The organism is Reyranella sp. (assembly GCF_050185545.1).
In the GTDB taxonomy this organism is placed as follows: domain Bacteria; phylum Pseudomonadota; class Alphaproteobacteria; order Reyranellales; family Reyranellaceae; genus Reyranella.
Genome location: NZ_JBFWZI010000018.1, coordinates 24,830 through 36,843, shown reverse-complemented (window position 1 = coordinate 36,843; position 12,014 = coordinate 24,830). Strand labels below are relative to the sequence as shown.

Annotated in this window: 10 protein-coding genes; 8 read left to right on the top strand and 2 right to left on the bottom strand. The window is 68.2% G+C overall.

Annotated features, from left to right (window positions below):
* Positions 1–73: 73 nt before the first annotated feature.
* Together AB7O82_RS07385 and AB7O82_RS07380 are read left to right on the top strand one after the other, a co-directional pair.
* Entirely contained in the window at positions 74–520 is a 447-nt protein-coding gene (locus AB7O82_RS07385; RefSeq protein ID WP_428542527.1) for a MaoC family dehydratase, read from the top strand.
* Positions 517–1,452, top strand: coding sequence for a bifunctional riboflavin kinase/FAD synthetase (locus AB7O82_RS07380; protein WP_428542524.1), 936 nt, complete (start codon positions 517–519; stop codon positions 1,450–1,452). Before AB7O82_RS07385 ends, AB7O82_RS07380 begins: the two co-directional genes overlap by 4 nt.
* A gap of 315 nt (positions 1,453–1,767) precedes the next feature.
* Here AB7O82_RS07380 and AB7O82_RS07375 read toward each other — a convergent pair whose 3' ends face one another.
* Positions 1,768–2,736: an NAD(P)H-dependent flavin oxidoreductase gene (locus AB7O82_RS07375; RefSeq protein WP_428542521.1), complete on the bottom strand. Its 969-nt coding sequence runs from the start codon at positions 2,734–2,736 to the stop codon at positions 1,768–1,770.
* Between the two features lie 123 nt (positions 2,737–2,859).
* Positions 2,860–3,399 carry an adenylate/guanylate cyclase domain-containing protein gene (locus AB7O82_RS07370; RefSeq protein ID WP_428542518.1) on the bottom strand — a complete coding sequence of 180 codons (540 nt, stop codon included), beginning with the start codon at positions 3,397–3,399 and terminating at the stop codon, positions 2,860–2,862.
* Positions 3,400–3,839: 440 nt separating this feature from the next.
* On the opposite strand from AB7O82_RS07370, the gene ileS reads away from it, so the two are divergent.
* The 6 genes from ileS (at position 3,840) to AB7O82_RS07340 (ending at position 12,012) form a co-directional block, all read left to right on the top strand.
* On the top strand, positions 3,840–6,638 hold the full coding sequence (ileS, locus tag AB7O82_RS07365) for an isoleucine--tRNA ligase (protein ID WP_428542604.1): 2,799 nt from the start codon (positions 3,840–3,842) through the stop codon (positions 6,636–6,638).
* Between the two features lie 211 nt (positions 6,639–6,849).
* Positions 6,850–7,332 carry a signal peptidase II gene (lspA, locus tag AB7O82_RS07360; RefSeq protein ID WP_428542515.1) on the top strand — a complete coding sequence of 161 codons (483 nt, stop codon included), beginning with the start codon at positions 6,850–6,852 and terminating at the stop codon, positions 7,330–7,332.
* A 46-nt stretch (positions 7,333–7,378) separates the two neighbouring features.
* Positions 7,379–7,978 carry a DUF3035 domain-containing protein gene (locus tag AB7O82_RS07355; protein ID WP_428542512.1) on the top strand — a complete coding sequence of 200 codons (600 nt, stop codon included), beginning with the start codon at positions 7,379–7,381 and terminating at the stop codon, positions 7,976–7,978.
* A gap of 146 nt (positions 7,979–8,124) precedes the next feature.
* A complete protein-coding gene (locus AB7O82_RS07350; RefSeq protein WP_428542509.1) occupies positions 8,125–9,354 on the top strand; it encodes a M16 family metallopeptidase in 1,230 nt (409 codons plus the stop codon).
* A gap of 10 nt (positions 9,355–9,364) precedes the next feature.
* On the top strand, positions 9,365–10,693 hold the full coding sequence (locus AB7O82_RS07345) for a M16 family metallopeptidase (protein ID WP_428542506.1): 1,329 nt from the start codon (positions 9,365–9,367) through the stop codon (positions 10,691–10,693).
* An 11-nt stretch (positions 10,694–10,704) separates the two neighbouring features.
* The gene (locus AB7O82_RS07340) at positions 10,705–12,012 is read left to right on the top strand and encodes a glucose-6-phosphate isomerase (protein WP_428619027.1); all 1,308 of its coding nucleotides are present in this window, start codon (positions 10,705–10,707) and stop codon (positions 12,010–12,012) included.
* The last annotated feature ends 2 nt before the right edge of the window (positions 12,013–12,014 follow it).

Below are 12,014 nucleotides of genomic sequence, written 5' to 3'. Positions count from 1 at the left end.
CATTCAGCGGACTGTGGCACAGGCCTCGCTGCGTGGTAAGAGGGCGCCCGCCATTGGGGGAGATCGAGCGACTGTGAGCAAAGCCTTCGCGGCCATGAACGGCCTTTTCCTCGAAGATCTGAAGCCGGGCATGTCGGCGATGTTCGGCAAGACGGTAACCGAGGCCGACATCATGGCGTTCGCCGGTGTGTCCGGCGACACCAACCCGATCCATCTGCACGACGGCTTCGCCCGCACCACGCGCTTCGGCCAGCGCATCGCCCACGGCATGCTGAGCTCGAGCTTCATCTCGACGGTGATCGGCACCAAGCTGCCCGGCCCGGGCGCGGTCTACATCTCGCAGAGTCTCAGCTTCATGGCGCCGGTGCTGATCGGCGAGACCATCACGGCCATCGCCACCATCACCGCCATCGACACCACCCGACGGCGGGTGACGCTCAAGACCCAGTGCCTGAACGGCGACAAGGTGGTGATCGACGGCGAGGCGGTGGTGCTGGTGCCACGGCGCGACGCGGCATGATCCCGGCGTTCGACGACTGGCGCAGCCTGCCCGCCGCCTGGCAAGGCGGCGTCGTGGCCTTGGGCAATTTCGACGGCGTGCATCGCGGCCACCAGGCCCTGCTGGCGCATGCCGGCGAGCACGCGCGCCGACTCGGCGTGCCGCTTGTGGTGCTCACCTTCGAGCCGCATCCGCGTCGTTTCTTCGTGCCCGACACCGGCCCGTTCCGCCTGACCCTGCTGCCGGCCAAGCTGCGCCTGCTCGGAGGGTGCGGCGTCGAGGCCGTGCTGGCGCAGCGCTTCGACCAGGCGTTCGCCGCGCTGTCCTCCGATGCCTTCATCGACGAGGTTCTGCTGCAGGGCATGGGCGCGCGCCATGTGGTGTGCGGCTACGATTTCACCTTCGGCGCGCGGCGCAGCGGCAATGTCGAGAAGCTGCGCAAGCAGGGCATGGCCAAGGGCTTCGGCGTCAGCGTGCTCGATCCGGTGATGCGCGAGGGCGAGATCTACTCCTCGACGCGCATCCGCGAGTCGCTGCGCGCCGGTTGGGTGAGCGAGGCAACCGAGCTGCTGGGCCATGACTGGGAGATCGAGGGCGCGGTCGAGCTGGGCGACCAGCGCGGCCGCACCATCGGCTTTCCGACCGCCAACGTGGCGCTGGGCGAGCATCTCAGGCCGCGCTTCGGCGTCTATGCCGTCCGTGCGTTGGTCGACGGGACGTGGCGCGACGCCGTGGCCAATCTCGGCCGCCGCCCCACGTTCGGCAAGATCCAGGAGAATTTCGAGGCCCACCTGTTCGACTTCGCGGGCGACCTCTACGGCAGGACGCTGCGCGTGGCCTTGGTCGATTTCATCCGCCCCGAGATGAAGTTCGCCGGCCTCGACCAGCTCAAGGCGCAGATTGCCGCCGACGGCGAATCGGCGCGGCGGATATTGCGGAACGGTCGTGGGTAGCAGCGTTCGAGTGGCCCCTGTGAGATGCGCCGGAGTGCGCCACTTATAGGCGCTGACATTCCCGTCGACATCGCCTCTTTGCTGGGAGCGCGCCACTCCGATGGCGCTCATGGGATATGTACTCATCAAGAAGAACGCCGTCGGAGTGGCGCACTCCCAGCGCGTGACGCCCACTCTCAACAAAGTGGCGCTCATGTTCTTCCGGACCGCGGGCCTCCCGCCCGCTCATGAAATTTCATGGATGACTCATGAGCGGACGGGACGCCCGCGGTCCGCATGAGCGCCGTGTTGTACCGCATGGGACCTCGGCCGGGCTTACGCGCGCACCAGCGCCGCGCCACGTTGCAACACCGCTGCCGCGTCGTCGATGATGCGCTCGATCAGATCGCGTGCGGAAGGGATGTCACGCACCAGGTCGACGCTCTCTCCGGCCCAGACGACGCGCTGGCTGAGATCATCGGGTGCGGTGGCCGAGTAGCGGGCGTCGATCTCCTTCTGCCGCTCAGTCAATGCCTCTTCCTTGCCGTGCCACCGCTCGAAGAAGTCGTTGCGCAACGCGCGCCCGGGATAGATCGCGGGCCACGCAGCGGCGCGCACGATGTCGAAGACGCGGGTCTGCGCGGTCTGATCGCCGCCCGATGCGACCGTCTTGTCCTTCATGGCCTGACTCCACAGCGATTCGCGGGTCGCGGTGAAGCGTGTCCCCATCGACACGCCGGCGGCACCCAGCGACAGGGCGGCGGCCAGGCCTCGACCGTCGGCGATACCGCCCGCCGCGACCACGGGGATCGGCCCGACGGCATCGACCACGGCGGGAACGAGCCCGATGGTGCCGCGCGTCGTCCCGGAATGTCCGCCGGCGTCGCGCCCCTGGGCGATGATCACGTCGGCACCGGCGTCGGCGGCTTGTCTCGCTTGGTCGAGTGTCTGCACCTGGCAGATGATCTTGCAGCCGGTCGCGTGTATGCGACCGGTGTAGGGCGCGGGGTCGCCGAACGACAGCATGATCGCCGCCGGCCTGGCATCCAGCGCCACGTCAAGGGCCGCCGGGTTCTTGTCGAGCGCCCACAAGATGAAGCCGATGCCGACGCGTGCATTGCCTGCTTCGGAGAGCTCGCGTCGGATGGCGTTTTCGTCGGCATAGCCCGATCCGAGCAAGCCGAGTCCGCCAGCGTGGGTCACGGCCGCCGCCAGCTTGCCGCCGGCGGCTGAGCCCATCGGGGCGAGCAGGATCGGATGTCGAATCCCCAGGAGGCGGGTCAGCGCGGTTTCGATTGTTGCCACGAGTTCCTCTTCTGGACCGCGGGTGCCTGTCTCGAGCTTGTCGAACGATCTCGCCCGCTCATCATGGCATCATGAGCGGGCGAGACGGCCACGGTCCAGAAGAGCATGAAAGTGCCGGCGCTCCTACATCGGGCGGTGATCCTCGGCGTCGATGTAGGTGATCGGCGGCGTGTGCTTCTTGAAGAGCTTGCGGGTGTCGGGCTGCAGGCTGCGGAACACCGCCGGGGTCACGGCGAGGCCGGTGCTGGGCAGCGCGGCGGCGATATTCACCGTGCGGCCGTACACGTCGATGATCTCCTCGCCCGGGCTGCCGACGCGGCCGACTGCGACAGGTCCGATGTGCAGCTTGGCGAGAATGGCCGTCTTGAAGCCGCGCTCGCCCAGCCAGTCGCGGCCGATTGCCTGCAGCGCGCGTACCGCCTGGATGCCAGCGTCGGTGTGGTCGGCGGGGAAGGCGACCAGGCCGGCATCGCCCAATGTCTTGATCAGCCGGCCGCCGGCGTCGGCGACAATCTTCCCGGTGCAGGCGAAATAGCCGGTCATGAGATCGAGCAGCGGCCGCGGCTCGGTCGCTTCGGCGTAGCGCATATAGCCGCGCACATCATAGAAGCCTACGAGGAGCTCGTGCTCCGACGGCAGGCGCAGGTCCGTCCAGAAGGACATGGCTGTCTTCGTGTTGTTGCCGTGTGCGCAGGCGGCCTGGGTTCGCCCGGAGGCGGTCCGCCAGTGAGAGGAGAAAATCGCCGGCCCGATGTCCGGCAGTGGCGGAATTATCGGGAGTCGGGCCGGAGCCGGTCAAGGTCGGCCCCGGGACGATGGTACTGACGATGGCGGCTTGGCTCCGGGTCCGGCTCCGGCTGGCCGGCTCGGCCTCGAACCGGGCCGCCTTGACCCTCCGCACCCCCGTCCCTAGATTGCCGGCCCTATGTCTACCGGGGCCCTGCAGGAGCGAATTATCCGCCCGGTCCGCTGACGGCGGCCGGGTCGTCCAGCCTTCCTGTGACTGCCTTCCGGCGGTCGCTCCACGCTCCTCTTCCGTAATCGAGTTGCCCGTGACAACCGACTATAAATCCAGCGTTTTCCTGCCCAAGACCGACTTTCCCATGCGCGCCGGCCTGCCCAAGAAGGAGCCGGAGCTGCTGAAGCGGTGGGCCGAGATGGGTCTTTATGACCGGCTGCGCGCCGAGAGCAAGGGGCGGCCGAAGTTCGTGCTGCACGACGGACCGCCCTATGCCAACGGCAACCTCCATATCGGCCATGCGCTCAACAAGATCCTCAAGGACCTGGTGAGCCGCACCCAGCAGATGCTGGGCAAGGACAGCCATTACGTCCCCGGTTGGGACTGCCACGGCCTGCCGATCGAATGGAAGATCGAGGAGGAGTACCGCGCCCGCAAGCAGGACAAGGACACGGTGCCGGTCGGCGAGTTCCGCCGCCAGTGCCGCGCCTTCGCCGACCATTGGATCACCGTGCAGCGCGAGGAGTTCAAGCGGCTCGGCGTCGACGGCGACTGGGACAAGTACTACTCGACCATGGCCTACGATTCCGAGGCCACCATCGTGGGCGAGCTCGGCAAGTTCCTGATGAATGGCGGCCTCTACAAGGGCTCCAAGGCGGTGCTTTGGTCGGTGGTCGAGAAGACCGCCCTGGCCGAGGCCGAGATCGAGTATCACGACCATACGTCGGATACCGTGCATGTCCGCTTCCCGGTGGTGACGTCGAAGGGCGGCGCGCTGGACGGCGCGGCCGTGGTGATCTGGACGACCACGCCGTGGACCATCCCTGGCAATCGCGCGCTCGCCTACGGGCCGGACATCGCCTACGCGCTGATTGAGGTCGCCGCGGTGGGCGAAGGCAGCCGTGCCATCGCCGGCGAGAAGCTGATCGTGGCGCGCGAGCTGGTCGGCGCCGTGGCGGAAGAGTGCAAGTTCACGCCGCGCCTGGTGCGCGATGTCGGGGCCGACGAATTCGACGGCCTCCTCGCCAGCCACCCGCTGCGCGGCCAGGGCTACGAGTTCGACGTGCGCCTGCTGCCCGGCGGCTTCGTCACCGCCGACGCGGGCACGGGCTACGTGCACATCGCGCCCGGTCATGGCGCCGACGACTACGACCTCGGCGTGGCGCACGGCGTCGAGGTCCCCGACACGGTCGCCGAGGACGGCAGCTACTATCCGCACGTGCCGCTGTTCGCCGGCCTGCAGGTCTATACCTCGGTGGGCAAGAAGGGCCCGGCCAACAAGGCGGTGATCGAGGCGCTCGACAAGGCCGGCAAGCTCCTGGCGTCGGGGCGCATCACCCATTCCTATCCGCATTCGTGGCGCTCCAAGGCGCCGGTGATCTTCCGCAACGCTCCGCAATGGTTCATCGCCATGGACCAGCCGATCGCCGAGATCGGCGGCACGCTCCGCGAGAAGGCGCTGGCGGCGATCGACGCCACCCGGTTCGTGCCGCGCGCCGGCTACAACCGACTGCGCAGCATGATCGAGCAGCGTCCCGACTGGTGCGTGTCGCGCCAGCGCGCCTGGGGCGTGCCGATCGCGGTGTTCGTCGACAAGCAGACCGGCGAGCCGTTGCGCGATCCCGAGGTGATGGGGCGCGTCGTCGAGGCGTTCCGGAGCGAGGGCGCCGATGCCTGGTTCGAGAGCCCGCCCGAGCGTTTCCTCGGCAACAAGTACAAGGCGCAGGATTTCGAGCAGGTGAAGGACATCCTCGATGTCTGGTTCGATTCAGGCTCGACCCACGTCTTCACGCTCGAGGGCAATCCCGACCTCAAATGGCCGGCCGACCTTTATCTCGAGGGCTCCGACCAGCATCGCGGCTGGTTCCATTCATCGCTGCTCGAGAGCTGCGGCACGCGCGGCCGCGCACCCTATGACGGCGTGCTGACACACGGCTTCACGCTCGACGAGCAGGGCCGCAAGATGTCGAAGTCGCTGGGCAACATCACTGCGCCGCAAGCGGTGTGCGACCAGTACGGCGCCGACATCCTGCGCCTGTGGGTGGTCGGCACCGACTACACCGAGGACCAGCGCATCGGCCCCGACATCCTGAAGCACCAGGCCGAAGCGTATCGCCGGCTGCGCAATACGCTGCGCTACCTGCTGGGCAGCCTCGACGGCTATAGTGCGGCGGAGACCGTGGCCTATGCCGACATGCCCGAGCTCGAGCGCTGGGTGCTGCATCGCCTGGCCGAGCTCGATGCGATCTTCCGGCCGGCAGTCGACGACTACGACTTCCACAGGATCGCCACCGAGTTGCACAATTTCTGCGCGGTCGACCTCTCGGCCTTCTACTTCGACATCCGCAAGGATGCGATCTACTGCGACGCCGCCTCGGCGCTGCGCCGGCGCGCCGCGCGCACGGTGATGGCCGAGCTGTTCTCCTTCCTCACTGCCTGGCTGGCGCCGATCGTCTGCTTCACGGCGGAGGAGGCATGGTTGGCGCGACCCAGCGACATGCCCGATGGCGAGCGCGAGAGCGTGCATCTGCGGCTCTATCCGACCATCCCCGACATCTGGCTCAATGCCGCGCTGAGTGAGAAGTGGCGGACGGTGCGCAACCTGCGCCGCGTGGTGACGGGCGCGCTCGAGCTCGAACGCGCCGAGAAGCGCATTGGCTCCAGCTTGCAGGCGGCGCCGCGGGTCCATGTTGCGCCCGAGTATCGCACCGCCCTGGCCGGCCTCGACCTCGCCGAGATCTGCATCACCTCGGGCGGCGAGCTGGTCGAGGGTGCCGCCCCGGCGGGCGCCTTCGCCCTTGCCGACGTGGCCGGCGTCGCCGTCGAGCCGGCGCTAGCCCTTGGCAACAAATGCGCGCGCTGCTGGCAGGTGCTCGAGGAAGTCGGCAAGTCCGCCAGGCACGCCCTGCTCTGCCACCGCTGCGAAGCCGCGGTGGATGCGTGATGCGGGACAGCCTCTCAAGGTCTCCTCCCCAGCTTTGCTGGGGGGGTGCCCCGTCTTACGGGGCGGAGGGGTCATGCTCTTCCGGACCGCGGGCGTCTCGCCCGCTCATTTGTCTGATCGCGCCAGAGCTGAGTGGTCGAGGACTCATGACCCCTCCGTCGCCGTATGACGGCGACACCTCCCCAGCGACGCTGGGGAGGAGGACTCCATCATGAGGCCCATCGACCGCCAGGCGATGGCCCTGGTCGTGATCACGCTGGTGGCCGACCAGGCGTCCAAGCAGCTGCTGCTCGGCTATCTCAAGCAGGCCGGCGCCGTGGTGCCGGTGATCGACGGCTTCTTCCGGCTGGTCATCGTGTGGAACCAGGGGGTTAGCTTTGGCCTGCTGGGCGGCGAGGGCGCACTGCCGCCCTGGGTCCTGTCGGCGGTGGCCATCGCCGTCTGCATCGGGCTTTTCGTCTGGTTGCGACGAACCGATCGCGCGCTCACCGCGTGGGGCATCGGTCTTGTCATGGGGGGCGCCATCGGTAATGTTATCGACCGCGCCCGGTGGGGAGCGGTGTTCGATTTCGCCGATTTCCATATCGGACGCTGGCATTGGCCGGCGTTCAACGTCGCCGATTCGGCGATCGTTGTCGGCGTCGGCCTGATGCTCATCGATTCCCTGATCGGCGACCGGCGGCGCGCGCCCTGAAGTGGCCATGATCGACGGACAAAAAATGAAATCCGAAGGACGAACGATGCAACGGACGACCTTTACCTCCTCGAGTCTCCTGCCTTTTGCAGCCGTCCTGTGCGGCCTCGCGTTGAGTGGTTGCGACGCCTTCGCCAACATTGGCGGTGGCAAGAAGGTGTCGCCCGACGAGTTCAAGATCGTGTCGCACTCGCCGCTCACCATGCCGCCCAATGCCGAGCTGCGCCCGCCGCGGCCGGGCGAGCCCAGGCCGCAGGAGATGACCCCGGCCGACCAGGCCAAGGAAGCCCTGTCGCCGGCGCTGGCCGGACGCGTGCAGCAGCGCACCGCCGCCGGCGGCGGTGCTGCCCCCGCGTCGCGTGGAACCAGCTCGGAGCAGGCGCTGGTCCAGCGCGCCGGGCAGGGTGGCATCGATCCCAACATCCGCAGCCGGGTCAACCAGGACACCAGGACGATCAACGACAGCGACAAGGGCTTCATCGACGGTCTGATCTTCTGGCAGGAACCGCTGCCGGCCGGCGTCGTCGTCGATCCGACCAAGGAGCAGCAGCGCATCCGCGATGCCCAGGCGGCCGGCCAGCCCGCGACGGGGAACACACCGACCATCACTCGGCGCAAGCGCGGCATCCTCGAAGGCATCTTCTGACGCCGTTCGCCAAGATCGGTCGCCGGGCCCTGCTCGGCGGTCTCGCCGCTACCGCGGCGCTGGCGCCGGCGTGGCCGGCGAGTGCCAAGCTGTTCTCCGTCGGGCGGCGCCGGGTCGATTCCTTCGCCCTGGTTAACGGTCTCCAGGTGGTCGTTCTGCCGTCGTCGCGCGCGCCGATCGTCACCCAGCTCGTGGTCTACAAGGTCGGCAGCGCCGACGAGGTGCCCGGCAAGACCGGCCTCGCCCATTTCCTCGAGCACATGATGTTCAAGGGCACCGACACGGTGGCGCCCTCGGAATTCTCGCGCGTCGTGTCGAAGAACGGCGGTCGCGACAACGCCTACACGACCTACGATTCGACCGGCTACTACCAGACCGTCTCGCCCGAGCGGCTCGAGCTCGTGATGCGCATGGAGGCCGATCGCATGGCCAACTTGCGCACGACCGAGAAGGAGCTGGTGCCCGAGCGCCAGGTCGTGCTCGAGGAAAGGCGCATGCGGATCGACAATTCGCCGTCCGCTCTGCTCGACGAGGTCGTGAACGAGCGGCTGTATGGACGAGGGCAGCCCTACGGCATGCCGATCAGCGGCACCGTGGCCGATGTCGAGGCGCTCACGCTGGCCGATCTGAGGGATTTCTATCGCCAGCACTATATGCCCAACAACGCGATCCTGATCGTCGGCGGCGACACCACTGCCGAGCAGGTGCGCGCACTTGCGGAAAAGTATTACGGGGCGATCCCCGCCCGGCCGGTCGCGCCGCGCCGACGTCCCGATCATGGCGCCGCCGACCTGCCGCAGACCGTCAGTCGGGCCGACCCGCGCGTGATCGAGCCGCGCTGGTCGCGCCACTACCTGGCGCCGTCCTTCAGCAAGGGCGAGTCGCAATACGCCTATGCCCTGCAGGTGCTGGCCCAGCTGCTGGGCGGCACCGAGACCAGCCGACTGTGGCGCGCCCTGGTGGTCGACAGCAAGCGGGCGCTCTCGGCGTGGGCCGGCTACCGCCCGAACAGCCTTGGCCTCGCGAGCTTCGAGGTCGGCGTCCATCCGGCGTCGTCGGTGACCATGGCCGATGTCGAAAGTGCGGTGGCGGCCGAGCTCAGCCGGCTGATCGACGGCGGCGTCAGCACGGACGAGCTCGAGCGGGCGCAGAACCAGTTGCTCGCCGCGGCGATCTACTCGCAGGATTCCCTGCAGAGCGGGCCACGCATCTTCGGTGGCGCGCTCAGCACCGGCAGCACCGTCGCCGACGTCGCCGCCTGGCCGGAGCGCATCTCGGCCGTCCGGCCGGACGAGGTGGTCGCTGCGGCACGGCATGTGTGCCAGCCGCAGCGCCTGGTGACGTCGCTGCTCACGCCGCCCCCAGGAAGCCGATGACGGCCAGCCGATGACGACCCGCCGTCGCCTTCTCGGGACCGCGCTCGCGTCGACCTTGCTGGGGCTGCCGAGGGCGGCCGGCGCGGTCGACATCAACGTGGTGACGACGCGGCTCGGGCAAAGAGTTTGGCTGGTGCGGGACGAGAGCGCGCCGACGCTGTCCGTGTCTTTCTCGGTGCCCGGCGGCACGGCTTCCGATCCCGCCGGCCAGTCGGGCGTCACCAATCTCATGGCCACGCTGTTGACCGACGGCGCGGGTTGGCTCGGTGCCCAGGCGTTTCGCCAGAGCCTCGAGGAGGCCGCCGCTTCCCTGAAGTTTGGCGCGTCGCTCGATCGGCTGGGCGGGTCGTTGCGCGTCCTGACCGCGACCCGCGACGAGGGTTTCGAGCTGTTGCGCCTCGCGCTCAATCAGGCGCGCTTCGAACCCGACATGATCGAACAGCGGCGCATGCAGACCATCGCCAGCCTGAACCAGGCGAGCCAGCGGCCGTCGTCGGTTGCCGCGCGGACCCTGATGGCGACCGTGTTCGAGGCCTATCCCTACGCGGCCAATCCCGACGGCACGGCCGACGATCTCCGGAAGCTCACCACCCAGGACTTCGAGAAGCGCGCCGCGGCCATGCTGGAACGGCGTGGCTTGGTGATCGCCGTCGTGGGCGACATCGCGTCCTATGATCTGGCCCGTCAGCTCGACCACGCGTTCGGCGGCCTGCCTGCAGGGACCCTGCCGCCAGCCCTGCCCGAGTGGAAGCCGCCCGCTCGGCCGCGCACCGTCGTGGTCGAGCGGCCGGTGCCGCAGAGCACGGCGCTGCTCGCACTGCCGGGCGTCCTGCGTAACGACCCCGACTGGTATGCCGCGGTCGCCCTCAACCACATCCTGGGCGGTGGCGGCCAGCAGTCGCGGCTATTCACCGAGGTGCGCGAGAAGCGCGGCTTGGCCTATGGCGCCTCGAGCAGCTTGCGCGCCTATCACAAGGCCGGCCTGATCGTGATCTCGACCGCGAGCGCCAACGAGCGCATCGCCGAGGCGCTCGCTGTAGTGCGCAACGTGCTGGCGCGTCTCAGGGCCGATGGTCCGACCGAGCGGGAGCTGGCCGATGCCAAGACCTATCTCGGCGGCGCGCTGTCGCTGTCGCTCGATTCGTCGCCGGCGATCGCCGGCCTGCTGCTGTCGATGCAGGTCGACAACCTCTCGCCCGATCATCTGACGCGACGCGACAGGCTGATCGAGGCGGTGACCATCGACGATGTGCGCCGGCTCGCCCGTCGTTTGCTGAACGACGAGCTCCTGACCACCGTCGTCGTCGGCAAGCCTGCAGGAATCGTCACGGACCCCTGACGAGGTTTCGCATGCTGTACGAGCAGACCATCGACGGCGCCCTCGAGGATGCGGTCGGCAAGGCGGGGTTGTCGCGTGCCTCGCTGACGCGCGAGCTCGATCGCGCCGGCGCCGCACTCGACAAGATCCGGCGCTGGAAGGAGGACGGCGCCCTGCCGCTGCTCAACCTGCCGGCCCGGCGCGACGATCTCGTGGCGCTCCGGCCGCACGCCGAACGCTTTGCCCGCTTCGAGCATGTCGTCGTCATGGGCATGGGCGGCTCCAGCATGAGCGGCAAGGCGCTGGTCGCGCTGGCCGACAAGGGTTTCGGTCCCGCGCCGGGCCGGCCCAAGCTCTGGTTCATGGACAATGTCGATCCGGCGACCTATGCCGAGCTGCTGTCGCGCCTGCCGCTCGAGCGCACCGGTTTCATCGCCATCTCGAAATCCGGCGGCACGCCCGAGACGCTGGTCCAGCTGTTCGCCGTCCTGGAAGGCGTGGAGGCGAAGGTCGGCAAGACCCGGGTGGGCGACCATCTGATCGTCATCACCGAGGCGACCGACAATCCGCTGCGCCGGCTGGCGACGCGGCTCGGCGCCACCATCCTCGAGCACGATCCCAAAATCGGCGGGCGCTACTCCTCGCTGTCGCTGGTTGGCATGCTGCCGGCGATGATCGCCGGTCTCGATTGCGCCGCCATTCGCGAAGGGGCGGCAAGCGTGCTCGACCCGACGCTGATGGCCAACGACATGGCGGGCCTTGCGCCGGCGATCGGCGCGGCGCTGTCGGTCGGGCTGGCCAACGAGCGTGGCATCAACGTCACCGTGCTGATGCCCTACGTCGATCGCCTCGACAGCTTTGCCTTCTGGTATCGCCAGCTGTGGGCCGAGAGCCTCGGCAAGGATGGCAAGGGCACCACGCCGGTCCGCGCGATGGGCACGATCGACCAGCACAGCCAGACTCAGCTCTATCTCGGTGGGCCGATCGACAAGATGCTGACGCTCCTGATCCAGGACACGGCCGGGGAGGGCAGCCTGGTCTCGCCGCAGAGGGTCGCGGGCGACACGTCGCTGGCCTACCTGGAGGGCCATCGCATGGGCGACCTGCTGCTGGCCGAGGCCGACGCCACGGTGGCGACCCTGGTCAAGAACGGCCGACCCACGCGCGTCATCAGGATCGCCACGCTCGACGAGAAGGTAATGGGCGCCCTGATGATGCATTACATGCTGGAAACCATGTTCGCCGCACAGTTGTGGGGCGTCGACGCCTTCGACCAGCCGGCTGTGGAAGAGAGCAAGATCGTCACTCGCCAGTATCTTTCCTCAAGGCGGCGGACGTAAAA

Bases quoted from the DNA above. Each gene is read 5' to 3' on its own strand.
- AB7O82_RS07345 (WP_428542506.1), top strand. From the start codon at position 9,365: ATGACGACCCGCCGTCGCCTTCTCGGGACCGCGCTCGCGTCGACCTTG.
- AB7O82_RS07370 (WP_428542518.1), bottom strand. From the start codon at position 3,399: ATGTCCTTCTGGACGGACCTGCGCCTGCCGTCGGAGCACGAGCTCCTC.
- AB7O82_RS07340 (WP_428619027.1), top strand. From the start codon at position 10,705: ATGCTGTACGAGCAGACCATCGACGGCGCCCTCGAGGATGCGGTCGGC.
- lspA (WP_428542515.1), top strand. From the start codon at position 6,850: ATGAGGCCCATCGACCGCCAGGCGATGGCCCTGGTCGTGATCACGCTG.
- AB7O82_RS07355 (WP_428542512.1), top strand. From the start codon at position 7,379: ATGCAACGGACGACCTTTACCTCCTCGAGTCTCCTGCCTTTTGCAGCC.
- ileS (WP_428542604.1), top strand. From the start codon at position 3,840: ATGCGCGCCGGCCTGCCCAAGAAGGAGCCGGAGCTGCTGAAGCGGTGG.
- AB7O82_RS07380 (WP_428542524.1), top strand. From the start codon at position 517: ATGATCCCGGCGTTCGACGACTGGCGCAGCCTGCCCGCCGCCTGGCAA.